The sequence below is a fragment of the Luethyella okanaganae genome, assembly GCF_042660285.1.
GTDB lineage: Bacteria > Actinomycetota > Actinomycetes > Actinomycetales > Microbacteriaceae > Luethyella > Luethyella okanaganae.
On the sequence record NZ_JBHSTP010000004.1, the window covers coordinates 34,564 to 58,444 of the forward strand.

General features: G+C 66.7%; 26 protein-coding genes. 5 read left to right on the forward strand and 21 right to left on the reverse strand.

What is annotated here, in order from left to right; translation table 11 throughout:
* Positions 1 to 61: 61 nt before the first annotated feature.
* The 18 genes from miaA to ACFQB0_RS14245 form a co-directional block, all read right to left on the reverse strand.
* Entirely contained in the window at positions 62 to 985 is a 924-nt protein-coding gene (gene miaA / locus ACFQB0_RS14160; RefSeq protein WP_386732903.1) for a tRNA (adenosine(37)-N6)-dimethylallyltransferase MiaA, read from the reverse strand.
* Positions 982 to 2,619: a tRNA (N6-isopentenyl adenosine(37)-C2)-methylthiotransferase MiaB gene (miaB, locus tag ACFQB0_RS14165; protein WP_386732906.1), complete on the reverse strand. Its 1,638-nt coding sequence runs from the start codon at positions 2,617 to 2,619 to the stop codon at positions 982 to 984. Before miaB ends, miaA begins: the two co-directional genes overlap by 4 nt.
* Before the next feature lie 18 nt (positions 2,620 to 2,637).
* Positions 2,638 to 3,312: a regulatory protein RecX gene (locus tag ACFQB0_RS14170; RefSeq protein WP_386732908.1), complete on the reverse strand. Its 675-nt coding sequence runs from the start codon at positions 3,310 to 3,312 to the stop codon at positions 2,638 to 2,640.
* 101 nt (positions 3,313 to 3,413) lie between these two features.
* Positions 3,414 to 4,499, reverse strand: a complete 1,086-nt coding sequence (gene recA / locus ACFQB0_RS14175; protein WP_386732910.1) for a recombinase RecA — start codon at positions 4,497 to 4,499, stop codon at positions 3,414 to 3,416.
* A gap of 268 nt (positions 4,500 to 4,767) precedes the next feature.
* Entirely contained in the window at positions 4,768 to 4,992 is a 225-nt protein-coding gene (locus tag ACFQB0_RS14180; protein WP_386732912.1) for a DUF3046 domain-containing protein, read from the reverse strand.
* Between the two features lie 58 nt (positions 4,993 to 5,050).
* Positions 5,051 to 5,359: a helix-turn-helix domain-containing protein gene (locus ACFQB0_RS14185; RefSeq protein WP_386732914.1), complete on the reverse strand. Its 309-nt coding sequence runs from the start codon at positions 5,357 to 5,359 to the stop codon at positions 5,051 to 5,053.
* Between the two features lie 145 nt (positions 5,360 to 5,504).
* On the reverse strand, positions 5,505 to 6,011 hold the full coding sequence (locus ACFQB0_RS14190) for a CinA family protein (RefSeq protein WP_386732916.1): 507 nt from the start codon (positions 6,009 to 6,011) through the stop codon (positions 5,505 to 5,507).
* Positions 5,995 to 6,603, reverse strand: coding sequence for a CDP-diacylglycerol--glycerol-3-phosphate 3-phosphatidyltransferase (pgsA, locus tag ACFQB0_RS14195; protein ID WP_386732918.1), 609 nt, complete (start codon positions 6,601 to 6,603; stop codon positions 5,995 to 5,997). The genes ACFQB0_RS14190 and pgsA overlap by 17 nt, the downstream gene beginning before the upstream one ends.
* 89 nt (positions 6,604 to 6,692) lie before the next feature.
* Positions 6,693 to 9,542 (reverse strand): FtsK/SpoIIIE family DNA translocase, encoded by a 2,850-nt coding sequence (locus ACFQB0_RS14200; RefSeq protein ID WP_386732921.1) that lies wholly within the window; start codon positions 9,540 to 9,542, stop codon positions 6,693 to 6,695.
* Between the two features lie 411 nt (positions 9,543 to 9,953).
* Positions 9,954 to 10,445 carry a GNAT family N-acetyltransferase gene (locus tag ACFQB0_RS14205; RefSeq protein ID WP_386732923.1) on the reverse strand — a complete coding sequence of 164 codons (492 nt, stop codon included), beginning with the start codon at positions 10,443 to 10,445 and terminating at the stop codon, positions 9,954 to 9,956.
* A 170-nt stretch (positions 10,446 to 10,615) separates the two neighbouring features.
* The gene (locus tag ACFQB0_RS14210) at positions 10,616 to 11,839 is read right to left on the reverse strand and encodes an ABC transporter permease (protein WP_386732926.1); all 1,224 of its coding nucleotides are present in this window, start codon (positions 11,837 to 11,839) and stop codon (positions 10,616 to 10,618) included.
* Entirely contained in the window at positions 11,836 to 12,606 is a 771-nt protein-coding gene (locus ACFQB0_RS14215; protein ID WP_386732928.1) for an ABC transporter ATP-binding protein, read from the reverse strand. Before ACFQB0_RS14215 ends, ACFQB0_RS14210 begins: the two co-directional genes overlap by 4 nt.
* Complete coding sequence (locus tag ACFQB0_RS14220; protein ID WP_386732930.1) at positions 12,606 to 13,679, reverse strand: efflux RND transporter periplasmic adaptor subunit; 1,074 nt, start codon at positions 13,677 to 13,679, stop codon at positions 12,606 to 12,608. Before ACFQB0_RS14220 ends, ACFQB0_RS14215 begins: the two co-directional genes overlap by 1 nt.
* Positions 13,680 to 13,985: 306 nt before the next feature.
* Positions 13,986 to 15,662, reverse strand: a complete 1,677-nt coding sequence (locus ACFQB0_RS14225) for a ribonuclease J (protein ID WP_386732932.1) — start codon at positions 15,660 to 15,662, stop codon at positions 13,986 to 13,988.
* A 40-nt stretch (positions 15,663 to 15,702) separates the two neighbouring features.
* Positions 15,703 to 16,680, reverse strand: a complete 978-nt coding sequence (gene dapA / locus ACFQB0_RS14230; RefSeq protein ID WP_386732934.1) for a 4-hydroxy-tetrahydrodipicolinate synthase — start codon at positions 16,678 to 16,680, stop codon at positions 15,703 to 15,705.
* A 48-nt stretch (positions 16,681 to 16,728) separates the two neighbouring features.
* The gene (gene thyX / locus ACFQB0_RS14235; RefSeq protein ID WP_386732936.1) at positions 16,729 to 17,475 is read right to left on the reverse strand and encodes an FAD-dependent thymidylate synthase; all 747 of its coding nucleotides are present in this window, start codon (positions 17,473 to 17,475) and stop codon (positions 16,729 to 16,731) included.
* A gap of 81 nt (positions 17,476 to 17,556) precedes the next feature.
* Positions 17,557 to 18,093: a dihydrofolate reductase gene (locus ACFQB0_RS14240; protein WP_386732938.1), complete on the reverse strand. Its 537-nt coding sequence runs from the start codon at positions 18,091 to 18,093 to the stop codon at positions 17,557 to 17,559.
* On the reverse strand, positions 18,090 to 18,899 hold the full coding sequence (locus tag ACFQB0_RS14245; RefSeq protein WP_386732939.1) for a thymidylate synthase: 810 nt from the start codon (positions 18,897 to 18,899) through the stop codon (positions 18,090 to 18,092). The genes ACFQB0_RS14240 and ACFQB0_RS14245 overlap by 4 nt, the downstream gene beginning before the upstream one ends.
* 113 nt (positions 18,900 to 19,012) lie before the next feature.
* Between ACFQB0_RS14245 and ACFQB0_RS14250 the strand changes: the two genes are divergently transcribed.
* Genes ACFQB0_RS14250 through ACFQB0_RS14265 form a run of 4 tightly spaced genes read left to right on the forward strand, consistent with a single transcriptional unit; the run spans position 19,013 to position 21,431 of the window.
* Positions 19,013 to 19,462: a thioredoxin family protein gene (locus ACFQB0_RS14250; protein WP_386732942.1), complete on the forward strand. Its 450-nt coding sequence runs from the start codon at positions 19,013 to 19,015 to the stop codon at positions 19,460 to 19,462.
* Positions 19,449 to 19,925 carry a DUF4395 domain-containing protein gene (locus ACFQB0_RS14255; RefSeq protein ID WP_386732944.1) on the forward strand — a complete coding sequence of 159 codons (477 nt, stop codon included), beginning with the start codon at positions 19,449 to 19,451 and terminating at the stop codon, positions 19,923 to 19,925. Before ACFQB0_RS14250 ends, ACFQB0_RS14255 begins: the two co-directional genes overlap by 14 nt.
* Before the next feature lie 24 nt (positions 19,926 to 19,949).
* Positions 19,950 to 20,375, forward strand: a complete 426-nt coding sequence (locus ACFQB0_RS14260) for an OsmC family peroxiredoxin (protein ID WP_386732946.1) — start codon at positions 19,950 to 19,952, stop codon at positions 20,373 to 20,375.
* Positions 20,376 to 21,431: a TIGR01777 family oxidoreductase gene (locus ACFQB0_RS14265; protein WP_386732947.1), complete on the forward strand. Its 1,056-nt coding sequence runs from the start codon at positions 20,376 to 20,378 to the stop codon at positions 21,429 to 21,431. It abuts the gene before it with no gap.
* Here the strand turns inward: ACFQB0_RS14265 and ACFQB0_RS14270 are convergent.
* Together ACFQB0_RS14270 and dapB are read right to left on the reverse strand one after the other, a co-directional pair.
* Positions 21,403 to 21,846, reverse strand: coding sequence for a hypothetical protein (locus ACFQB0_RS14270; protein WP_386732949.1), 444 nt, complete (start codon positions 21,844 to 21,846; stop codon positions 21,403 to 21,405). The two genes, ACFQB0_RS14265 and ACFQB0_RS14270, sit on opposite strands and share 29 nt — an antisense overlap.
* A complete protein-coding gene (dapB, locus tag ACFQB0_RS14275; RefSeq protein ID WP_386732951.1) occupies positions 21,843 to 22,601 on the reverse strand; it encodes a 4-hydroxy-tetrahydrodipicolinate reductase in 759 nt (252 codons plus the stop codon). The genes ACFQB0_RS14270 and dapB overlap by 4 nt, the downstream gene beginning before the upstream one ends.
* 97 nt (positions 22,602 to 22,698) lie before the next feature.
* On the opposite strand from dapB, the gene ACFQB0_RS14280 reads away from it, so the two are divergent.
* On the forward strand, positions 22,699 to 23,181 hold the full coding sequence (locus ACFQB0_RS14280) for a GNAT family N-acetyltransferase (protein ID WP_386732952.1): 483 nt from the start codon (positions 22,699 to 22,701) through the stop codon (positions 23,179 to 23,181).
* A gap of 66 nt (positions 23,182 to 23,247) precedes the next feature.
* On the opposite strand, the gene ACFQB0_RS14285 is transcribed toward ACFQB0_RS14280, so the two are convergent.
* A complete protein-coding gene (locus ACFQB0_RS14285; RefSeq protein WP_386732954.1) occupies positions 23,248 to 23,850 on the reverse strand; it encodes a histidine phosphatase family protein in 603 nt (200 codons plus the stop codon).
* Positions 23,851 to 23,881 lie beyond the last annotated feature (31 nt).

Genomic DNA, 23,881 nt, shown 5'->3' on the forward strand with positions numbered 1-23,881 from the left:
GTCTAGGGTTCGTCGACTCCGGGAGGGCGGTCCGGCCACGAGCCGCCTTCTGCGGCGATGATCAATCGGTGACGAGCACATCGACGGCTCTCTCGATCCGGTCGGGAGCATCCGCGTCGATCCAGGTCACGTCCTCGTAGCGTGCAAACCAGCTCACCTGGCGGCGGGCGTAGCGCCGGGTGAGCTGCCGAGTGTGTTCGATCGCCTCACGCTCGGTGAGTTCGCCGTGCAACTGGCCGAGCGCCTGCGCGTAGCCGATAGCACGGCTCGCAGTGACGCCACGCTCGATCCCGGCCGGGAGAAGACGCTCGACCTCGTCGACAAGCCCGTCGCACCACATCCGGTCGACACGGGCGTCGAGTCGTGGAACGAGCGTCTCCCGGGGACTGCTGAGCCCGATCATGGTGGACGGTCGCCAGGACACGGGACGGTCGGGAAGCGATGCAGCGTGGGGCTCCCCCGTGATCGCGACCACTTCGAGCGCACGCACGAGCCGTCGTCCGTTGCTTGCCCCGATGCGACCGGCGGCGACCGGATCGATCTCGGCAAGGCGCCGGTGCAGTTCGCCCGGTCCCTTTCGTTCGAGCTCGGCCTCCAATTCGGCACGTAGACGCGCATCGGTTCCAGGAAACCGGAAGTCGTAGATGACGGACGAGACATAGAGTCCGGATCCGCCGACGAGGATCGGCAGGACTCCTCGCTCGTTGAGGTCGTCGATGACGGCACGCGCCTCACGCTGATAGCGGGCGACGGTGGCCTCATCGATGACGTCGAGCACGTCGAGCATATGGTGAGGGACGCCGCGTCGCTCGCTCACATCGAGTTTCGCCGTTCCGATGTCCATGCCGCGATAGAGCTGCATCGCGTCTGCGTTGACGATCTCGGCGGGTCGCCCCGCGGCCACGAGCCGCTCCGCGAGGTCGAGCGAGAGAGCCGACTTTCCCGTTCCCGTCGCGCCGACGATACCGATCAGTTGGTGCTTCACCGACGGAACGCGCGCTCGTCGTCACTCGGGTCGTAGATCGGCATCGTGCTCACGCCCGGAGCCGTCAGCGGGAGCTCGCTTCGCGGTGACAGCCGAAGCGAGGGGAATCCGAGCGAGACCGGGCCCCCGGGTACCGCGCCGGTCGAACCGGGTTGCGCAGGAACTCCGCAGGACTCCGCCTCGCCTCGATCCCACGCGTCACCGGCTCTGGTGCGACGGATGCGGAGCGGCTCGTCGTCGATGGAGTCCGCGAGCAGGTGGAACGGCGCGGCCTGGGTCACGGTGACGGTGACCATGTCGCCCGGGCGGGGGATCTCCGAACCGTCTGGGACCTCGAAATGCACGAGACGGCTGTCCCGCGCTCGACCGCTCATCCGGTGGGTCGCGGCATCCTTCTTGCCCTCGCCGTTGGCGACGAGAAGCTCGACCTGGCGACCGACAACCTTCTTGTTCTCCTCCCAGGAGATGCGATCCTGCAGTGCGAGAAGCCGCTCGTAACGTTGCTGCACCACGTGCTTGGGCACCTGGTCGGGCATGGTCGCGGCCGGGGTACCCGGCCGGATGGAGTACTGGAAGGTGAAGGCGGAGGCGAACCGCGCAGCCTCGACGACCCGCAAGGTCTGCTCGAAGTCCTCCTCGGTCTCTCCGGGGAATCCGACGATCACGTCGGTACTGATCGCCGCGTGCGGGATCTTCGCGCGCACACGGTCCAGTATGCCGAGGAACTTCTCCGAGCGATAAGAACGACGCATCATCTTGAGCACCCGATCCGAGCCCGACTGCAACGGCATGTGCAGCTGGGGCATGACGGCGGATGTCTCGGCCATCGCGTCGATGACGTCGTCGGTGAAGGCCGCGGGATGGGGGCTCGTGAAGCGGATACGCTCGAGACCGTCGATCTTGCCGGCCGCTCGCAGCAGCTTTCCGAACGCGAGCCGGTCACCGAACTCGACGCCGTAGGAATTGACATTCTGTCCGAGCAGGGTCACCTCGACGGCTCCGTCGTCGACGAGAGCCTGGATCTCGGCCAACACCTCGCCGGGACGTCGATCCCTCTCTTTGCCTCGCAACGACGGCACGATGCAGAAGGTGCACGTGTTGTTGCAGCCGACGGAGACCGACACCCAACCGCTGTAGCTGGAGTCGCGTTTGGTCGGGAGGGTCGACGGGAAGGTCTCGAGGGCGTCGAGGATCTCGATCTGCGCCTCGTCGTTATGACGGGCTCGTTCGAGCAGGCTCGGCAGGGAGCCCATGTTGTGGGTGCCGAAAACGACGTCGACCCACGGCGCTTTCTCGAGGATCACATTCTTGTCTTTTTGGGCGAGACAGCCCCCGACGGCGATCTGCATGCCGTCGTGGCGTTTCTTGACGGACGCCAAGTGTCCGAGATTTCCGTAGAGCTTGTTGTCGGCGTTCTCGCGGACCGCACAGGTGTTGATGACGACGACATCCGGATCGACGCCTTCTGCACGCACATAGCCGGCCGCCTCGAGTGATCCGCTGAGTCGCTCCGAGTCGTGGACATTCATCTGGCAGCCGTAGGTGCGCACCTCGTAGGTTCGTGCCCGTCCCTCGGCATCGTGCGATGCCGAGGAGGGCGCGACGATGGTGGCTGCTTCGCTGACCGTGCTCATAGTCCGTCTAGTTTACGATCAGCGGAAGCGAACGCTCGCACCACGTTGTCGCCTGCTCATGAACGCCGAGGCCACCGCCCGCCTGGTGACGCCCGAGGAATAGCCCTTGCGCATCAAGAAACCGGTGAGACGACGGCTCGCCGTCTCATCATCGACGCTGCTCAGTTGCCCGATCCGCTTGACGGCGATGGCGGTCGCCCGGTCGAGCTCGCCCCGGTCGTCGATGCCGGCGATCACGCAATCGATCGTCGCCGGGTCGATACATCGACGTTTGAGCTCCTGCGTCACCGCCGAGATTCCGAGCCCTTTGCGACCGTGCAGCGAGTCGACGAGATGCTCGGCGAGTCGTTCGTCGTCGAGGTGGCCGAAGCTCTGCAGTCGCGCAATGCAGCCGTCGACGGCTTCTGCGGGCACACCGTTCTCGTCGAGAAACCGTTGCACCTCCCCGACCGACAATCCCTTGCGGGCGAGCCGCCTGACCACGAGGCGATCGATACTGTCGACGTCGAGGGATTCTTGAGCCTCGACGTCCTCCGAAACCGCGGAGGGCTCGCTCTCTGGGAGCCCCTCCCTGGGCTCTGCAGCGAGATGTCTTCTGCCTGCGGGCCTCGCCGGCTCGAGGCCAGGCGTGGCCCAGGGCAGATACAAGACTGAGGCGAGACGGTCCTCGTTCTGTGAGTCGGACTCTGTCACGTCGTCTCCCCTCCCCACTGTCTGTGTTCGAGCGATCTATGTTCGAGCAATCTGTGTTCGAGCAATCTGTGTTCGAGCAATCTGTGTTCGAGCACAGACCGCTAGGCGCCCTTGCGGGCGTTGAGCTTGGCTGCAAGTGGTTCGATATTGCTCGGAGCCTCCAACGCGGCAAGAGCCGCGGCCGCTCCGGCCGCGCCGACGCCGAGCTTGCCAAGGATCTTGGTCTCGATCTCCTCGGCGATGTCGGGGTTCTTGAGCAGGAAGCTGCGCGAGTTCTCCTTGCCCTGACCGAGCTGGTCGCCGTCGTAGGTGTACCAGGCACCGGACTTCTTGACGATGCCGTGATCGACGCCGAAGTCGATCAGGCTGCCCTCCCGCGAGATTCCGACGCCGTAGAGGATGTCGAACTCCGCCTGTTTGAACGGCGGCGCCATCTTGTTCTTGACGACCTTGACACGCGTACGGTTTCCCACAGCTTCGGTGCCGTCCTTGAGCGTTTCGATGCGACGGATGTCGAGACGCACGGAGGCGTAGAATTTGAGCGCTTTTCCACCGGCGGTCGTCTCGGGGCTTCCGAAGAACACGCCGATCTTCTCTCGCAACTGGTTGATGAAGATCATGGTGGTGTTGGTCTGATTGAGCCCACCGGTGAGCTTGCGAAGCGCCTGGGACATGAGCCGCGCCTGGAGACCGACATGGGAGTCGCCCATCTCGCCCTCGATCTCAGCGCGGGGAACGAGCGCGGCGACAGAGTCGATCACGATGAGGTCGATCGATCCGGAGCGCACGAGCATGTCTGCGATCTCGAGCGCCTGCTCGCCAGTGTCCGGCTGCGAGACGAGAAGCGAGTCGATGTCGACGCCGAGCTTCTTGGCATACTCGGGATCGAGCGCGTGCTCCGCGTCGATGAACGCGGCGATCCCGCCGGCGCGTTGCGCGTTGGCGATCGCATGGAGTGTGAGTGTCGTCTTACCCGACGACTCCGGACCGTAGATCTCGACGATGCGGCCGCGGGGCAGACCGCCGATGCCCAGGGCGACGTCGAGGGCGATCGAACCGGTCGGGATCACCTCGACGGGGGCACGTTCGTCGCTGCCCAGGCGCATGACCGAGCCTTTGCCGAACTGGCGGTCGATCTGAGCGAGTGCGGTCTCGAGTGCTTTTTCACGGTCGGCTGCTGATGGCATTGCGGTCTCCTTCGGTCTGCTGCGGTGCGCCTATAGGCTGTCGTGTCTCGCGGTGGGTCGAATCGAACCTTCGCGGCCCGATCCGGATGAACCTGGCACGAGACTGACAAGGCAGTCAGCTGTTCATCGCCGACGAATCCGACTGTACGCTCGCCCTCCGACATACGGGAGGAGTGACGATCGGACAGTGCACAACCCGTCTTCGATTCCTGCTGTGCAGGAGCCTAGCAACATCCGAATGTTTCTTCGATAGACGTGCGGCGTGTCGTCACTTCACAGGAGCGGGCAGACCGACGCCATACCAACGCTCCCGGGGCACATCCGTCTCGGCACACAGCGCCAGCCAGACCTCGCGCGGCGACGTTCCGGCCGCGAGCGCTTCCTCGGCAGTGCGTCCCCCGACGGCGGGCAGAACCAGATCACGCAGGAGCACGGCGCCGTAGCCGGAACCGAACTCTTCGGCGACGGCCCGGTTGAACTCACTACGACGCATGAGACAACGCTAGCCGGTCACATGGACCGGCTAGCGCACCTCGGCGACGGGCGGAGGATCAGCGGACCATCATGTCCGCGTCGAAGTCCACCACGAAGTCGTCGGGGACGGTGTCTGGGATGGGATCGATTCCCTCGAGCACGGCAAGACGGTCACCCACCTCGCGCATGATCACGGAAATAGGAGTTTCCAACGCATCCGCAACGGAGGCGAGTATCTCGGACGACGCTTCCTTCTGGCCGCGCTCAACCTCGCTCAAGTAGCCCAAGGCCACGCTGGCCTTGCTCGCAACCTGTCGAAGAGTGCGCCCCTTCTGAAGACGGAAGTCCCTGAGCACATCGCCGATTTCCTGACGAACCAGAATCATCGGAACCTCCTTCTCTCTGTGTCTATCGACGGGTCATATAAGCGGGTGGACCACATTACTACTATCCACCCGCTGCCTTGACTTTATCGCCGTCGACTGGACTTTTCTTGTGAATCTGAGCTATGTAACCGCACGTTAACACGGACTATTCCATGCCAAGGCCGTGACGCAGTCCTCGAACAGCCGCGCGCACGACCGCGGAGCGGATCGCGCCACGATCGCCGCTCAGGGCGAGTGCGACGACGGTGACCTCGTCTCCGATCGCGATGGCGACGAACGCGGTTCCAGGCGGATGCCCATCCTGTCCATCCGGCCCGGCGACGCCCGTGGTCGACACCCCGATGTCGGCCTGTCGACCACCGACGGCGAGGACCTCGCGCACTCCCACGGCCATCTGCGCCGCAACATCCGGATCGATGGCGCCCCTCTCGGCGAGCAGCGTCGCGTCGACCCCGAGTAGGGTGTGCTTGAGCTCGGTGTTGTACGCCACCAGACCGCCGTTCACGACAGCGGACGCCCCGGGAATCCTGATCAGCTCGGCCACGAGCAATCCGCCCGTGAGCGACTCGGCGACGGCGATCGTGAGGCCGCGTCCGACGAGCGCAGCAACGATCTCGGCCGTCGGATCGGTCGGCTCAGTCGACACCGGCATCCGCCGCCGCCCGCCTCAGTCTCCACGCCTGCCAGAGATACTCGACGCCCGAGTAGACGGTGAGCACGAGGGCGAGCGCCATGACGAACCCATTGACCCAGTGCATCCACTCGCCGAGGATCGTCCACAGCGGAACGAGCGCGAGTGAGATCGCCACAGCCTGGACGATGGTCTTGAGCTTGCCGCCGCGAGAAGCCGGCACGACGGTGCCGCGACCGAGTTCGACCATGCGCCACACAGTGATCCCGACCTCGCGCAGGAGGATGACGATCGTCACCCACCACCACAGCTCGCCCAGGATCGACAGACCGACGAGGGCGCCACCGGTGAGCACCTTGTCGGCGATCGGATCGAGGAGCTTGCCCAGGTCGGTGACGAGGCCGCGTCTGCGCGCTATCGCGCCGTCGACGCCATCGGTCGCGATCGCGACGATGAAGAGCATCGCCGCCCACCAGCGCAAGGGCCCGTCGGCACCGGCATCGGCTATGAGCATCCAGATGAACAGCGGGGCGAGCAGGATGCGCAGCACCGTGATGAGGTTCGGGAGGTTCCAGTTGGACGAGCGGGTCGTCTGGGCGTCTGCTGGCGCCATCGTGCTACTCTCTGCTCGGTGCGAATCGGAGCTCGATCCAAGCCAGAACCGGGCGTGAATCGGATGACAACCCACGGAGCATCGGGAGCTCAGTCATCGCGACCGGTGAGCTGCCACGCATCCTCGGAGGGGCCGTCCTCCTCAGGATAGCCCTCCGTCATCCTCGCGACCGGGTCGCCCCCGTAGGGATCGCGCTGCGACGAGGGCTGCGGCGGTGAGACGGTTGCCGCTGCAGGCGCCGCCCCATCCGGATCCTCGCCGCGCAATCGGGCCAACACGCCAGAGAGCTGCTCGGCCGTGACGAGCACATCACGGGCCTTCGAGCCCTCCGACGGTCCGACGATCTCACGCGACTCGAGGAGGTCCATGAGGCGGCCCGCCTTGGCGAAGCCGACCCGGAGCTTGCGTTGGAGCATCGAGGTCGAACCGAACTGAGTGGATACGACGAGTTCGGCGGCGGCGAGCAACAACTCGAGGTCGTCACCGATGTCCGAGTCGATCTCTTTGCGCCGGGCGGCTGCGGCGACATCCTGACGGTACTCGGGACGAGCCTGCTGGGTGACATGCTTGACGACACGTTCGATCTCACTCTCGCTCACCCAGGCGCCCTGCACGCGTAGCGCCTTCGACGCCCCCATCGGCAGGAAGAGTGCGTCGCCCTGCCCGATGAGCTTGTCGGCGCCGGGCTGGTCGAGGATGACACGGGAGTCGGTGACGCTCGTGACGGCGAAGGCGAGCCGCGATGGCACGTTCGCCTTGATGAGACCGGTCACGACATCGACCGACGGGCGCTGGGTCGCGAGCACGAGATGGATGCCGGAAGCCCGGGCGAGCTGGGTGATGCGCACGATCGAGTCTTCGACATCGCGTGGGGCGACCATCATGAGGTCGGCCAGCTCGTCGACGACGACCAGGAGGTACGGATAGGGCTTGAGCTGGCGCTCACTGCCCACCGGGAGCACGATCTCGTCGTTGACGACGGCCTTGTTGAAATCATCGATGTGACGGAACCCGAAGCTCGCCAGGTCGTCATAGCGCATGTCCATCTCTTTGACGACCCACTGCAGAGCCTCCGCGGCCTTCTTGGGATTCGTGATGATGGGAGTGATGAGGTGCGGCACACCCGCATACGGTGCCAGCTCGACACGCTTCGGATCGATGAGCACCATGCGGACGTCGGCTGGTTTGGCCCGCATGAGCAGGCTCGTGATCATCGAGTTGACGAAGCTCGACTTGCCGGAGCCGGTCGAACCGGCGACGAGCAGGTGGGGCATCTTGGCGAGGTTCGCGACGACGTAGCCACCACCGACGTCCTTGCCGACGCCGATCGTCATGGGATGGTGGCTGCTGCTCGCAGCCGTCGAGCGCAGCACGTCTCCGAGAGTGACGATCTCGCGGTCGGTGTTGGGTATCTCGATCCCGATCGCGCTCTTGCCGGGGATCGGAGAGAGGATGCGGACCTCGTTGGACGCGACGGCGTAGGACAGGTTCTTGCTGAGGGCCGTGACCCGTTCCACTTTCACACTGGGACCGAGCTCGATCTCGTACTGTGTGACCGTCGGGCCGCGCGAGAAGCCGGTGACCCGCGCATCCACCTGGAACTGCTTGAGCACTTCGGTGATCGCGCGCACGACCTCGTCGTTCGCCGCCGAACGCGACTTGGGCGGTGCGCCCGCCGCGAGGGTGGATGCCGCGGGCAGATGGTAGGGCGCGGTCGGCTGCACCGGCGCGGCGGGGGTGAGCGCCGAGGCGTCGAAGTCTCCCCCGGCGACCGCGAATCCGGGCAGCACTCCCGTTGCACCGGGGGCGTCGTCTGAGCGCAAGCCGGTCGCCGACATCCCGTTCGCGTCGACCTCGCCCGTGAATCGCTTGAGCGCGGCCTCAGCCTGCTCGAGGTCGCCGAGCACCTCGGCGCGGTAGTGGTCTTGGCCGGGAGCACCGTCTCCGGCCAGGGCGGCCGGCCGAACCCCCTCGAGCGCGCTGTCGAAGCCGCCCTCGTGCGATCCGGCGCCGAAGACCTCGGCCAGCCCGTCGGCGAGCACGGGGCTGTCGAAGGCGGGGTCCTCCTCGCGTTGCGAGTTGTTGCGCCGCCACCACGGAAGCACACCGTCCGTCTCGCCCGGTTCGCCGTCGACCCCGTCGAGCTCTACCTGCTTGGCCGCGAGCTTCGCCTCCTTGGCCGCCGCGCGCTCTTCCGCATCGGGGAGCTGTGCCCCGAAGAGCCAGGCGTAGAGCTCGCGCGAACGCTCACCGATCTTGTTCGGCGGAGTCTTGGTGATGATGAAGATCGAGAGCAGAAGCAGGAAGACCATGAAGGCCGTCGCGCCTGCCGCTGTGATGAGGGCGATCAGCGGCGCTGCGATCATCCAGCCGATGACCCCACCCGCGCGTGCGAGCACCTCCATGCCGAGGCTCGGTGACGGTTGGCCGCTGAAGATGTGGCACAGTCCCGAGACGGTGACGAGCAGGATGCCGAGACCGATGCCGATGCGCGTGTTGTCGTGCACGGAACTGGGGTGACGGAACAACCAGATCGCGAAGATCAGCATGATGACGGGCAGGGCAAAGGCGACCCGTCCGAAGAGTCCGCCGAAGGTCCATGCGTCGAGGGTCTGCGCGACGTTGTCGTTGATGAGGAACCACTCGACGACGGCGCCGGCGATGGCGAGCAGCACGATGAAGAACGGCAGGCCGTCGCGACGCTCCTCCTTCTCGAGTTGCTCGGGGCCGAGTGCTCGCGCCGCGCCGCCAACGAGGTGGGCGAGGCCCATCCACATGCGCACGATCACGTTGGGCTTGTCGCCCTGCACCGGATACTTCACGGTCTTCTGCGCGGCGGTCTTGCTCGCGGGCTTGCGCCCTGCGCCGTTCGATGAGGACGAGCCGCCGCGCGCGGGTGCGCTGCGGGCACGACCGGTCGCCTTGGTACTCGTAGCCATGGAATCCACGGTACTTCCGGGGCACGACAATCCCCCGCAAGCGGGGGCGAGTGTTGTAGAGATCTATACAATTCTCGCGAGATAAGGACAACCCGCGGGCAGGCGGGGCAAGTGTGTTCTGCATGCCTGCGCGCCGCCATGCCGTTCCGCCGCGCCTCTCACAGTTCTCCTCTCGCACCTCGCGTTCTGCGCCATCTCCTGCATTCCCCGCCGTCACAACTGGCGCGGAACACAGAAGGTGGCGCGAACATCCGTCTCACGAAGCGGAACAGGCAGGGCAGGCGGGACCGGCAGGCAGGCAGGCAGGACCGGCAGGCAGGCAGGACCGGCAGGCAAACAGGCAGGGCAGGCAGGACGGACAGAACCGGTTCAGTGCAATGCGATGAAACGTTTCCTTCGCCGACCCACGCGCTAACGGAGCGTGCGCACCATCGTGTGCCTGGTCCCCACGTCGCCGACGACGACGAAACCCTCACTGCGATAGAGCGCGACGGCGTGGTTGGCCCGCGCGACGCTGAGCGAGAGCCGCGCATAGCCGCCGTCGCGAGCGCACGCGACCGCGGCGCGCAACAATGCACGACCGACGCCCTGAGCCCGCCATACCGGCTTCACGCCCAGGATGAGCTCGGGAACGCCGCCGGCCACGTAGCCGTAACCGGGTGCATCCGCGGAGAACAACCGGAACCAGCATGCGCCGATGGCGGAGCCGAGATCGTCGACCGCGATCGTGCCGGCGTCGCCCGGTCTGCGCCAGCCGTCGATATAGCGGGAATGTGCCGGGTCCTCGAGGATCGCGATGCGCTGACGTCGTCGCGCGACGTCCCAATTGGCAGCCTCGACGACCATGTCGCCGAGCAAGCGGGAGTCGCTGCGCGACGCCGGTCTCAACTGGAATCCCGTCATGGGCGGATGTTACGTGCGCCGTGTTTCGGCCAGGTTTCGCGCCACAACCGAAGCGTGACGTTCATAGCTCAGGCAATCTCGCCCCCCTTGCGCTCGCAGGGTCGCGAGCAGCTCGTCCACCCAGCACAACCGGTGCCGAGCTGGGAAACACACCCTAGTAGCGGATGGGCTCAGTAGCGGATGGCGTCGATGACCTTGACCCGCACGGCGACGAGCGCCGGCAGCAGCCCTGCGACGGTGCCGACCAGGGTCGCCGCCAGAAGGCCGATGACCGCCGCCTCGACCGGGAACGGGGGAAAGTCGGTGACCATGCCCTGACCGATGAAGCCCTCCACGAGCTTCGACTTCACGATGAGGATCGCAGCCATCACGCCGACCGCACCGGCCGCGACGGTTCCGACGACGCTCTCCATCATGACGGCGAAGAAGACCCGGCCGGCCGTAGCGCCGAAGCTCCTCCTGATGCCGATCTCGCGGATGCGCTGTTTGACAGTGACGAGCGCGATGTTGACGAGCCCCAGGGCGCCGAGCAGGAGCACGAGGATGGCGACTCCGCCGACCATGAGCTTGAGCGGCAAGAATGGGTCGTCGCCGAAAGCGCCGACATCCTGCCGATTGACGGTCACCGACGCCCCCTCGCCCAGAGTGGCCGCGATGTCGCTCCGCATACCGGCGCCGATCGCGTCGGAGAGTTGCGGCGGCACCCAGAGCTCATACTGCGGCGGCGGCCGCATGTTCGGGGCAAGGGGAGCGGCGAGCCGCTCATACACGTCGAACAGCATGTACATCGCCGGTCCGGTCTCCCACGACGCCGCCGGGTAGACCCCCGTCACGACCGCCGAGACATCTTGTTCCCCGAGAAGGCTCACCACGGGATGCGTCGCGAGATCCGGCGATCCGATCCGCCGCCAGAATACCTCGTTGACGATGAGAGCCGGCGCGAGGCGCTCCCCGTCGGCCGCGTCGAACCATGCCCCGCGATCCAGCTCGACACGATGCATCGTGCCGTACGGCTGATCGACCGCTCGTGTCTGCACCGGAACCGCCCCGTCGACGAACTGCACCGTCTGCTGGCCCCAGACGACGCGGCTCGCGTACGTCACGCCGTAGCGCTCGAGGCTGTCGTTCCACGCGCGCTGCACCAGCACGGGGTTCACCGTCGACCCGTCCGTCATGCCTGCCTGCACGTAAAGCGTCGCCGGGCGCCCGCTCATCCGCTCGCCGACCTCGAGGTTCGCCTGCTGGGCGAGGCCGCCGAGGCCGACGACCGTGGTGAGTGCGCACACGGCGACCGCGACTCCGATGAGCGAGAGCAGCACCCGCGTCCTATGGATGCGCAATTCCTGCCATGCCTCGCTGACGGCGCCGACGATGCCCGTGAAGGCCCGGTTCATGCGCGAAGCCCCACTCCGGACACCTCGAACGGACCGGATTCACCGGGCGCGGAAACCGCCACGAGGTCCGCCGCGACACCGTCGTCGCTCACCGGCGTGAGCACGCCGTGGTCGAGGCGAAAGTGCATGCTGGCGAGCTCGGCGATCGCAGGATCGTGGGTGATCGTCACGAGTGCCGCACCGGTGTTCTGAGCGACCTCGTCGAGCAGCCGCATGACCGTCCCACCCGTTTCGACGTCGAGCGCACCTGTCGGCTCGTCCGCGAGGATGATGCGCGGACCGCGCACAAGGGAGCGGGCTATCGCGACGCGCTGCTGTTCACCGCCGGACAGCTTCTCCGGCATCGTGTCGACTCTGTGACCGAGGCCCACCCGTTCGAGCATCTCGGCGGCGAGCGAGGAGCGGTTCCAGAACTGGCGTCCTGTCGCGTAGAGGAGCGGTGTCATGACGTTCTCGCGGGCCGTCCGTCCTTGAAGCAGGTTGAACTGCTGGAAGATGAAACCGATGTCGCGGCCTCGCACGCGATCCCTCTCCCCCGATGACAGCTTCTCGACCGGACGCTCATCGAACAGCATGCTCCCGGTCGTCGCCGTGTCGAGCAGGCCCAGCAGATTGAGCAATGTCGACTTGCCCGATCCTGAGCGACCGACGATCGAGACGCGGTCGCCGACCTCGACGACGAGATCGACGCCAGCGAGGATCGTCAACGGAGCCTCATCAGGGAGCTGGACCGTTTTCGTGACGCCTTCGAGATGGAGCAGGGCCACTAGAAGCCGACCCCACAGACCATCGACCCATCGGGCATCGGCTTGCAATCGCCCTCGCCGCCGGCTGGAGGCGCTCCGGGCACGAACTGCAGCACCAATTCACCCTCGGCGAGGCCGGAGGCGATCTCGACGTTCCTGCCGTCGTTGAGGCCGAGCGTCACCTGGCGCTCCTCGGTTCCACCCTCGGGGAGCACGAACCATACCGTCCCGGTCTGGGCGGAACCCTTCACGGCCGTCGTCGGAACCGTGAGCACGTTCTCCGCCTTGCCTGCAGCGATCGTGATGTCGGCTGAGAGACCCGAGAAGACGGTGACCCCTGCCGGGACGGCGCACCGCACCGTCGTCCCGGACCCGGCAGTGCCGCCACCGCCCGCACCGCCCGCGCCGCCTGCGGCGCCCGCACCGCCCGCGGCGCCGGAGCCCGTCTCGGCACCGGGCAGCGGAGTCGTGATCGTCAGCCCCGTACACACGAACGGCGCGGGACCGCCCGAGATCGAGATGGTCGCCTCGGTTGGCCGGTCGACCAAGCGATACTGCTGTTCAGGGCTGAGCGAGCCGCTCACCGAGAAGCTCGGAGGCGCGATCTGCCCCGTGGCGTCGCCGACGGCGACCATCTGACCGTGGATGACGCCGAGCGCGCTCAGCACGCCTGAGATCGGTGCGGTCACCTTCGTGAAGCTCACCGCGGGCTTGGGCTGGCTGACCTGAACGCTGCCGTCGGGGCCGACGATCTCCTCCGGCTCGCGCGGCGTCTCGACCTTGATGTCGTAGAGCACATCGCCCACGTTCACCTGAGCGCCCTGCGAGACGAAGACCTCGTCGACGGTTCCCGCCGCCACGGCCTTCACCGGCGTGGCGGAATCGGCGCCGACGGTCCCCTTGAGGGTGACGTCGTTCGTGACGGTGCCGAGCATCACGGGCACCTGCGGCTCCGATATCTGTCCGGTCGGTCTCGTGGGGTCGACAGCTCCGGCGCTGTCGGGGAAGAACGCCAGTTTCACCAGCGCGCCGGCGACGACCGCGACGAGGATGACTCGGATGATGGGGAAAACCCATTTACGTGCGACGCCCACCTGGCTCCTCGGTTCGATCGGCAGGGTTTTCCTCACACTAGCGTAGAGAGCGCCTGAGGACATATCAAGCCTCACATGTGATCCTCCGACCCGGCATTCGCCGGCTCGTCCCTATCGGGAACGCCTGCAGCCTTTCACAGGTTCAACCCGTGAGGGACCCGGCAAATCCCCCGGGTCTCGTCCCCCGGGTCTCGACGGCGTGAACCAGCCGAGACCGGCGGATCCGGCAGGTGTCTGGGCCGACCGACGAAGACCAGCTCGTAGCGCTCCCCCTACGCCTCGACGACTCCTACGCCTCGATGACTCCTACGCCTCGATGATGAGGGGCACGATCATCGGCCGACGCCGGTAGGAGACGTTGACCCAGCGGCCGACCGTGCGGCGCACGACCTGTGACAGCGCGTGCGTGTCGCGCACGCCGCTGTGGGCGGCATCCGCGAGCGCGGCGACGATCTTGGGCTTGACGCTGTCGAAGATCGCGTCGTCTTCAGCGAATCCCTTGGCGTGGATCTCGGGGCCGACGATGACCGTGCCGGTCGATGCCTCGACCACGACGATGATCGAGATGAAGCCCTCTTCTCCGAGGATGCGGCGATCCTTGAGGTCGGCGTCGGTGATCTCGCCGACGGTCGAACCGTCGACGTAGACATAGCCGAGGTCGAGCTGGCCTGCGACCGTGACCGTACCGTCGCGCAGGTCGAAGACCGTGCCGTCCTCCCCGAGGAAGGTGTTCTCCTCGGGAATGCCCGTGTCGATGGCGAGGTTCGCGTTCGCGACGAGATGGCGGTACTCGCCGTGCACCGGGATCACGTTCCTCGGCTTGAGGATGTTGTAGCAGTAGAGCAGCTCCCCCGCAGCCGCGTGGCCGGAGACGTGCACCTTGGCGTTGCCCTTGTGCACGACGTGGGCACCCAGCTTGGTGAGGCCGTCGATCACGCGGTAGACGGCGTTCTCGTTGCCCGGGATGAGGCTCGAGGCGAGGATGACGGTGTCGCCGTGGCCGATCTCGATCTGATGGTCCAGATTCGCCATACGGCTGAGCACGGCCATCGGCTCGCCCTGCGAACCCGTTGACATGTAGACGATCTCGTCGTCGGGGACGTCACCGGCTTTCTTGTAGTCGATGAGCACGCCCTCCGGCACCTTGAGATAGCCCAGCTCGGCGGCGATGGTCATGTTGCGCACCATCGAGCGGCCGAGCAGGGCGACGCGACGGCCATTGGCGTTGGCGGCGTCGAGCACCTGCTGCACCCGGTGGACATGACTGGAGAAGCTCGCGACGATCACTCGGCGCGGCGCCTTCGAGATGACCTGGTCGAGCACGGGACCGATCGAGCGTTCGAGAGGGGTGAAGCCCGGGACATCCGCATTCGTCGAGTCGACGAGGAAGAGATCGACGCCCGACCTGCCCAGACGCGCGAACTCGCGCAGATCGGTGAGGCGGCCGTCGAGCGGAAGCTGATCCATCTTGAAGTCGCCCGTCGCCAACACGGTGCCTGCCGCCGAATGGATGACGACGGCGAGAGCATCCGGGATCGAATGGTTGACCGCGACGAACTCGAGGTCGAACGGCCCGAGCGCCTCCATCTGCCCTTCCTTGACGGTGAGGCTGTATGGCTGGATGCGGTGCTCCTTGAGCTTCGCCTCGACGAGCGCCAGCGTCAGGCCGGAGCCGATGAGCGGGATGTCCGCCCGGAGCTTGAGCAGGTAGGGCACCGCACCGATGTGGTCCTCGTGGCCGTGCGTGAGCACGACGCCGACGATGTCGTCCAGCCGGTCCCGGATCGGGCTGAAGTCGGGCAGGATCAGGTCGACGCCCGGCTGGTGCTCCTCGGGGAAGAGTACCCCGCAGTCGACGATGAGGATCTTGCCGTCGATCTCGAAAGAGGTCATGTTTCGGCCGATCTCGCCGAGACCGCCGATCGGGATGACGCGGAGTGTGCCGGGCGCGAGGGGCGCCGGCTCGTGGATGTCGTTGGGCATATGCCCTCCTTGTGCTTCTGGGGGATACCGCCCGCCGGTTCTAGCGTGTGGTTCCCGCGACCTTCGGCAATGCGCCGCCTGCGGCGGCGTTCCGATCGGGGCGGAAATTGCTGAAGTCGAGGCCGGGGATGTCGCGGACGAGGTCGATCTCGTCCTCGATCTGGGCGGCCTCCCACTCTTCGGGGCCGACGAGCGGCAATCGCACGCGGGGGCTGCCGATCCGGCCGAGACCGTGCAGGATGTACTTGGCCGCGACGGTGCCCGGCACGTGCGTCATGATCGCGCGCACGAGCGGCTCGAGCTTCTTGTGCGCCGCGGTCGCCGTGGCGAGGTCGCCGGCATTGACCGCGTCGATCATCTGACGGTACGGCGTCGGGGCGATGTTCGCCGTCACGCCGATGAGGCCAGTGGCCCCGATCGCGAGGTGAGGCAGCACATTGGAGTCGTCGCCGGAGAAGTAGAGGAGATCGGTCTGGTTGAGCACTCGGCTCACCTCGCTGAAGTCGCCCTTGGCGTCCTTCACCGCGAGGACGTTGGGGTGCTTCGCGGCACGCAGGATCGTCTCGTAGGTGATCGGAATGCCCGTACGGCCGGGGATGTCGTAGAGGATGACAGGAAGATCTGTCGCGTCGGCGATCATACGGAAGTGCGTGAGCACCCCCGCCTGGGTCGGCTTGTTGTAGTACGGGGTGACGATCATGTTGCCGTCGGCGCCCGCCTTCTCGCTCTGCTTGGCGAGCTGCATGGCGTGAGCCGTCTCGTTGGAGCCGCCGCCCGTGATGATCTTCGCCCGGCCGGCCGCGACGTCCTTGCCGACCTCGACGAGACGGATCTTCTCCGGGTCGGTGAGCGTGCTGGTCTCGCCCGTCGTGCCGGTGACGACGATACCGTCCGCGCCCGCCGTGATGACATCGTCGATGTGCTTCTCCACCGCCGACCAATCGACCTCGCCGTCGGCGGTGAATGGGGTCACCAGCGCTACCAGGACCTGGCCAAAGGGATTCGAGGATGCAGTCACGCCTTTAGGCTACCGGTTCGGCGGCGCTTCGACGGGCTCAGGCTGCGCCTAGGGTGCGACCCGGCCGTTCGCGTCGAAGGCGCCGTAAGTAAGAGGCATGAGCTCAGCCCAGAGCGACTCCATCTTCTCGGCGCACATCTCGATCTCGCGCTGCGGAAACGACGGGAAGTGCGTGCCGTCGCGGTTGGTGCGCAAAGACAGGAAGTTCATGAGTGAACGCGCGTTCATCGTCACGTACATCGACGAGTAGATGTTGAGCGGCAGCACGATGCGGGCGACCTCACGGGCGACGCCGGCCTCGAGCATCCGCTGATAGGCCTCGTAGGCGTGACGCGCGACATCTCGTGCCTGTTGCTCAACGAGGGCCGTCTGCTCGGCCGTTCCCGGCAGGAATTCATAGGCACCGGGCCTGCCCACCTGGACGAGGTTGCGCTCGGATGCCGGCACATAGAACACCGGGCGCAGTTCGCGATACCGCCCGGATTCCTCGTTGTATGAGGCGATGCGGTGCCGCATGAACTCGCGGAACACGAAGATCGGCGCCTGCACATAGAACGTCATCGAGTTGTGCTCGAACGGCGACCCGTGGCGATCGCGCATGAGGTAGTTGATGAGTCCTCGGTCACGCCTCGCATCGACTTCGGTCTCGGTTCCATCGAGCCGGCTCGTCTCGAGCGTCTGCTCTCCCTGGGTGGAGACACGGGCGGCGAACAGCACGTCGGCGTCGTGCGCACTGGCACGCATGAGTTCGACGGTCACGTCGGAGCGGAATTCGATCTCAGGCACGACCTTCACGATAGTCCCGATGCCTGTCCCGCGCGACGTCACACTGCGCGGTGCGGGTGCCGGCGAGCGCCTCTCCCCCTCCGCACGGCACTACTCCGCGGAACCACGCCGCTCGTAGCGCAGAAAACGGAAGGCGACCCCCGTGCGCGAGAGATGCCAGCCCTGGACAGGGTCCACGTCGGCGGCGCCCCAGCGCGCGTCGATCTCCGGGGCGACGGTGTCGCCCTCGAAGCGCGCGTCGATCTCGGTCACCTCGAGCCGGTCCGCCCGGTCGATCACGGAATGGAAGATCTCCGCGCCGCCGATCACCCAGACGAAGCCATCGCCCGCCGATGCCGCCTCGTCCTCTGCGATGGCGAGCGCCTCATCCACCGAGTGGGCGACGTCTGCACCCTCGGCCTGCCAATCCTCCCGGCGGGTGACCACGATGTTGCGCCGTCCAGGAAGCGGCCGGAACCGCGCAGGCAGCGAATCCCACGTCTTGCGGCCCATCACGACCGGCCCACCCAGGGTGACCGTCTTGAAATGGGCGAGATCCTCGGGAACCTGCCACGGCATGACACCGTCATTGCCGATGACGCCGTCCCGCGCCTCGGCCCAGATCAGTCCCAGCCCGGGGGGGCTCATACCGCGACGGCCCCTCGGATGGCCGGATGGTGCTGGTACCCCTCGATGACGAGATCGTCGAACTCGTAGTCGAAGACGCTGGCGCGCTCCCTCGCGATGCGCAGCGTCGGGAATGGATAGGGCTGCCGTGTGAGCTGTTCCGCGACCTGTTCGACGTGGTTGTCGTAGATGTGACAGTCGCCTCCCGTCCACACGAACTCGCCCGGCTCGAGTCCCGTCTGGGCGGCGATGAGATGAGTGAGGAGCGCGTAGCTCGCGATGTTGAACGGAACGCCCAGGAACAGGTCGGCGCTGCGCTGGTAGAGCTGGCACGACAGGGCGCCGTCCGCGACGTAGAACTGGAAGAGCGCGTGGCAGGGCGCGAGCGCCATGTTCGGGATGTCGGCAGGGTTCCAGGCCGAGACCACCAGACGTCGCGAATCGGGAGTCGTGCGGATCGCCTCGACGACCTCGGCGATCTGGTCGATCTGCTCGCCGCTCGGCGTCGGCCAGGAGCGCCACTGCACACCGTAGACGGGGCCGAGCTCGCCAGCGGCATCCGCCCACTCGTCCCAGATCGTCACGCCGTTCTCTTGCAGCCACGCGACATTGCTCTCGCCGCGCAGGAACCAGAGCAGCTCGTAGGCCATCGAGCGGAAATGCACACGTTTGGTGGTGACGAGCGGGAAGCCCTCGGCCAAGTCGAAGCGCAGCTGCCGCCCGAAGACGCTTCGGGTGCCTGTGCCGGTGCGGTCGGTCTTGCGCGCGCCGTTCGACAGGACGTCGCGCAGCAGGTCTTCGTATGGCGTGGGAATCGTCGGCATCATCGGGTCGATGCTACCCTCGCTTGCGCCGCGCACGCGGCGACAGACACGACGTTCCCCGGTAATCTCCTGTCACACTGCACCGTTCGCCTGCGACCGCGCGTAAAATTCGTCGGATGGACTGGCAATCGGCGACGCTCGGAGCGCTCGGCCTCGTCGCCGTGGCCACGGCGCTCGGCCTGTTCTGGCGTTCGCGCGACGGCCGGGCACGAACCGTCGCCGACGCCCTCGCCGTCGTGCGACCGGCAGACGTCGCGAGCGTGGTCTCGTTCGGCGAGTTCGCGACCCTGCTACAGTTCTCGACCGAGCTGTGCGCCCGCTGCCCGCAGACCCACACGCTGCTCTCCTCCCTGGCTCGGCACAATCCCGGTGTCGTCCATGTCGACGTCGACCTCACACACCGGGCGGACATCGCAAAGCGTTTCAACGTGCTGCAGACCCCGACGATCCTCGTGCTCGACGACGCGGGGGTCGTGCGAACACGCATCGGCGGCGCACCCCATCGTCACACCGTCCAACACCACCTCGACCTCATCGCCAGGAGCGACCACCGTGCCAACGCCTGATGCGCTTCCCACAACGCCCGCCGACACGACCCGCGGCGGGATCGACCCCCGCGGACCGCGTTTCGGAGCCGCGATCACCGCGGTGCTGCTGCTCGTGGCCGTCGTCCTCGGACTCGGCGGTCTGAGCACAGGGGCGCTCGTCCTCCTCACCGCGATCGCCGCGCTCTTCGCGTTGGGTGCATTCGCGGGCATCCGCCGGCATCCATACGGCGCACTCTTCCAGAGGCTCGTGCGTCCGAGGCTCGACCCGCCGCGTGAACTCGAGGATGCAGCGCCCCCGACTTTCGCACAGGGCGTTGGTCTCATCGTGACCGGGACCGGCGTGGTGCTCGGGTTTCTGGGAGTGCCGCTCGCCGTCGTCGTCGCAGCAGCAGCCGCTTTCGTCGCCGCATTCCTGAATGCCGTCTTCGGATATTGCCTCGGCTGCCAGATCTATCTGCTACTCGCGCGATTGCGCGGATAGGCTGGAGACTCAGGAGGTCACATCATGGCTGTCACCAGCGAAGCAACAACCGTATGGACCGGCGATCTGGGCACAGGCGCTGGAACGGTCACACTCGACTCATCTCAGACCGCGGAGTTCGCGGTCAACTGGAAGGCGCGTTCCGAGGGCGCTCCGCACACGACCAATCCCGAGGAGTTGCTCGCGGCTGCACACGCCTCCTGCTTCTCGATGGCTTTCGCTCACGAGCTCAGCCAGGCCGGGCATACGCCGCAGAGCATCCAGACCACTGCGGCCGTGACGTTCCAGGCCGGCGAGGGAGTGCTGGGCAGCCACCTGCTCGTGAGCGCGAACATTCCGGGCATCGGCGAAGAGGAGTTCCACCGCATCGCCGAGGAGGCCAAGACGAACTGTCCGATCTCTCAGGCCCTCGCTGGCGTTCCCATCACGCTCGAAGCCGACCTCGCCTAGGTGAGCGGCGCTCGAGCGGCGCGCGTCCCCGTTCCCCGCGTCCCTGTTTCCCACGTCTCGGTTCCGTCTGCGGCCCCCTCCTCGGTGGCGGGTCGGCGGCGACCCGCCACGACCCCGCGTCCGCGCACCCGCAGGCAGAAAGACTCCGAGTTGCGGGTACTCGTCTCCGGGGCCTCTGGACTGATCGGCACAGAACTCGTGCGCCAGCTCGAGGCCGACGGCCATACCGTGCTCCGGCTCGTCCGACGGCAGCCGGAGACGCGGAACGAGGTGAACTGGGCTCCGACCGCCCGTATCCTCGATTTCACTCTCTTGGACAGCGTCGACGCAGTGGTCAATCTCTCAGGCACGTCGTTGGCGCACCTTCCGTGGACGGCTCGGTACAAGAAGGAGATCCTCTCCTCCCGTATCGAGTCGACGCACGCTCTGACCGATGCGATGCGGATGGCATCCTCACCGCCCCCCGTCTTCCTCAGCGCGTCTGCCGTCGGGGTCTACGGCGACCGTCCCGGGGAGAGGCTCACGGAATCCTCGGCCAGGGGTGACGGCTTTCTCGCCGAGGTGGTCGAGGCCTGGGAGGCCGCCGCGCATCTCGCACCCGAGAAGACCCGTGTCGTCACCTTCCGTTCAGGAGTCGTCCTCGGCGACGGCGGTGCGCTCGGACGTCTCGAGCTTCTGACGAAGCTCGGACTCGCCGGTCCGCTCGGAACCGGCGGCCAGCACTGGCCGTGGGTGAGCCTCCACGACGAGGCCGCAGCGATCAGACATCTGCTCACCTCGCAGCTCTCCGGCCCCGTGAACGTCGTCGGCCCGACCCCGGCGACAGCGGACCGCATCATGAAACGGCTCGCAAAGGATCTGCGCCGGCCCTACGGGCTTGCCGTTCCCGAGCGGCTCATCACGCTCGCATTGAGAGAGGCGGGCCATGAACTCCTGCTCGCGAGCCAGAAGGTGTCTCCGGTCCGACTGCTTTCCGACGGCTTCGTCTTCCGGCACGAGAAGGCTGAGCAGGCGGTGGACTGGATGGTCAGCGGCCAGCCCGCTCCAGAGCGATAGCACGACGGATCGCCTGCCGGGCTCGACGTCGATCCCCCGATGCGTCATAGGCGAGGCCCAGCCGGAACCATGAATGCCAGTCGCCTGGCGAAGCCTCGGCCTCGGCCCGATAACGGGGGAACTCTGCGTCCGCAGCGTCCCTGACCGGTCGCCCGCTCGCCCGACGCGGCAGCTCGTCGACAGGCAGCGCGTCTTCCTCGTCGAGGACGCCGACGAGACGTTCGGTACGCACTCCGAAGAGCAGTTCACGGGCGAGGGCCCACGCACCGACGACCGGCAAGGCGAGGAGGGCGATGCCGATCGCAACCGCTATCGGTTCTCCCGTCAGCACGAACTGCACGGCACGCCAACCGACAAGGACGAGGTAGATCGCGAGCAGCATCGCCATGAAGACGGCCGCGGTACGACCCTTCATCGTGCCGCCGCCGGGTGACCGCCGAGGCCGAGGTCGAGCAGCGCGTCGAGACCGACGACGACCCCGCTCGCACCTGGAAGAGCACGCAGGGCAAGCATGATCCCATGTTCGTAGGAGCTCGCCGAGACTGTGTCGTGCCGGATCGTGAGGGTCTCGCCACGTCCCCCGAAGATCACCTCTTGTCGTGCGAGCACCCCTTCGAGACGCAGGCTGTGGATCGGCACGCTCGACACCTGCTGGCCCCGCGCGCGTTGGTCGGTGTGCGGAGCGGCGACCGGACCGATCCCGCCACGCGCCATGCCGATGAGCTCAGCGGTGCGCACGGAGGTTCCCGACGGCGAGTCGATCTTCCCCGCGTGGTGCGCCTCGACGATCTCGATCGAGTCGAAGAAACGCGCGACGAGCGCACTGACAGCCGTTCCGAGCACCGAGCCGATCGAGAAGTTGGGCACGATGACGACGGCGGTCTCCGGCAGCGCCTCGACACGGCGTTCGAGCGCGGCGATACGATCCCGCGACCACCCCGACGTTCCGACGAGCACACGCAGGCCGTTGTCGACGGCGAAGTCGACGAGGCGCTGGCTCACCGCTGGGCTCGTGAGGTCGATCGCCACATCCGCCCCCAGCATTGCGCCCGGGTCACTGCGGGAGTCGAGCTCGGCGACGAGTTCGAAGTCGGGGGCATCCCGCACGAGTCGCGAAGCAAGCTGACCCATGGTGCCCGTGGCGCCGATGACGGCAACGCGTGTTGTCACGCGTCCACACTAGCAATGGACCGGGCCAGGCAGGCAGGCCAGGCAGGCCAGGCAGGCCAGGGCCGTGATGCTCCCTCCGTCTAGCTAGGCTGGCCTCATGGTGTGGTTTCACGAGGCGACGGTCACGGATGCCACGGCGCAGACGCTGCTCGGAGAGTACTTCGCCGAGCGGGCCGCCGGTTTTCCGAGTGCCCAGGGCTGTTACCGCACGACCCAGCCGGTCCCCGAGCAGTTCACACGGCCGGCCGGCGCGTTCCTGCTGGTCACGGACGACACCGGTGAGGCGATCGGATGCGGCGGCGTCCGCCGCATTCAGCGCTCGCCGAGCGACGTCATCCGCCTCGAAGTGAAGCACCTCTATCTGCGGCCGACAGCGCGGGGCAGCGGAAGCGGTCGGCTCATGCTCGCAGAGCTCGAGCGCGTTGCCGCGGAGTTGGGCGCGGGCGAGCTCGTGCTCGACACGAACGAGAGCCTCGAGGCGGCGGGCTCGCTGTACCGCTCCAGCGGCTACCGCGAGATCGAGCCGTATAACGCGAACCCGAACGCGACGCACTGGTTCGGCAAACCGGTCACGTCGTGAGCGCCGCCATGGCGCGGGCGTGGTCACGTCGCAGCCGAGGCCGTCGGCGCCGCACCGCGGGATGACTCAGATCGAGAGCTGTTCCGGCAGACCCGTGCGCAGTTCGATCGGAAGATGGCCGAGGTCGTTGTGGGTCACGAGAGTCCACGGCCTGCCCGGCTTCTGTTGCAACACCGTGAGTCCGCAGTTCGCCTGGTTGATGCTGATCCAGCGCCAGTCCGGAGCACCCAGCACTTCACGCACGAACCAACCGATGACGAAATTGTGTGTGATGAGCAGATCGTGGCGTTCACCGCGCCGCGACTGCAGGAACTCGGCCGTCGCATCGCCCATCTGGGCGCGACCCGCCTCGATCTCCGCATCGGTCACCGAACCGAAGAAGGGGTCGTATGCGGTCGGCGTCTCGGGCGCGGGACCTGACGGGATGCAGTCGAAGAGCAGCGGCGAGGGTTCAGGGGTGACGGCGGGCAGCCGCTCGGCGATGATCGCCGCGGTCTCCGCCGCGCGCTGCAGGGGCGAATGCCATGCCGCGGTGAACGGCACTCCCCCGAGTCGCTCGGCGACGAGCTGGGCCTGACGTTTCCCGCGAGCCGACAGCGGACCATCCGGTAGCCCGTGCTCGGCGTCCTGCTGCTCGCCGTGACGGACGAGGTAGATGTAGTGGGGCACCAATGACCCTTCCTGTGTTACGTGGTGCGCG

Excerpts from the sequence above, each read along its gene's own strand:
- miaB (WP_386732906.1), bottom strand. The coding sequence starts at position 2,619 with ATGAGCACGGTCAGCGAAGCAGCCACCATCGTCGCGCCCTCCTCGGCA.
- recA (WP_386732910.1), bottom strand. The coding sequence starts at position 4,499 with ATGCCATCAGCAGCCGACCGTGAAAAAGCACTCGAGACCGCACTCGCT.
- ACFQB0_RS14180 (WP_386732912.1), bottom strand. The coding sequence starts at position 4,992 with ATGCGTCGTAGTGAGTTCAACCGGGCCGTCGCCGAAGAGTTCGGTTCC.
- ACFQB0_RS14185 (WP_386732914.1), bottom strand. The coding sequence starts at position 5,359 with ATGATTCTGGTTCGTCAGGAAATCGGCGATGTGCTCAGGGACTTCCGT.
- ACFQB0_RS14190 (WP_386732916.1), bottom strand. The coding sequence starts at position 6,011 with ATGCCGGTGTCGACTGAGCCGACCGATCCGACGGCCGAGATCGTTGCT.
- pgsA (WP_386732918.1), bottom strand. The coding sequence starts at position 6,603 with ATGGCGCCAGCAGACGCCCAGACGACCCGCTCGTCCAACTGGAACCTC.
- ACFQB0_RS14200 (WP_386732921.1), bottom strand. The coding sequence starts at position 9,542 with ATGGCTACGAGTACCAAGGCGACCGGTCGTGCCCGCAGCGCACCCGCG.
- ACFQB0_RS14205 (WP_386732923.1), bottom strand. The coding sequence starts at position 10,445 with ATGACGGGATTCCAGTTGAGACCGGCGTCGCGCAGCGACTCCCGCTTG.
- ACFQB0_RS14210 (WP_386732926.1), bottom strand. The coding sequence starts at position 11,839 with ATGAACCGGGCCTTCACGGGCATCGTCGGCGCCGTCAGCGAGGCATGG.
- ACFQB0_RS14225 (WP_386732932.1), bottom strand. The coding sequence starts at position 15,662 with ATGCCCAACGACATCCACGAGCCGGCGCCCCTCGCGCCCGGCACACTC.
- ACFQB0_RS14240 (WP_386732938.1), bottom strand. The coding sequence starts at position 18,093 with ATGAGCCCCCCCGGGCTGGGACTGATCTGGGCCGAGGCGCGGGACGGC.
- ACFQB0_RS14245 (WP_386732939.1), bottom strand. The coding sequence starts at position 18,899 with ATGATGCCGACGATTCCCACGCCATACGAAGACCTGCTGCGCGACGTC.
- ACFQB0_RS14250 (WP_386732942.1), top strand. The coding sequence starts at position 19,013 with ATGGACTGGCAATCGGCGACGCTCGGAGCGCTCGGCCTCGTCGCCGTG.
- ACFQB0_RS14260 (WP_386732946.1), top strand. The coding sequence starts at position 19,950 with ATGGCTGTCACCAGCGAAGCAACAACCGTATGGACCGGCGATCTGGGC.
- ACFQB0_RS14270 (WP_386732949.1), bottom strand. The coding sequence starts at position 21,846 with ATGAAGGGTCGTACCGCGGCCGTCTTCATGGCGATGCTGCTCGCGATC.
- ACFQB0_RS14280 (WP_386732952.1), top strand. The coding sequence starts at position 22,699 with ATGGTGTGGTTTCACGAGGCGACGGTCACGGATGCCACGGCGCAGACG.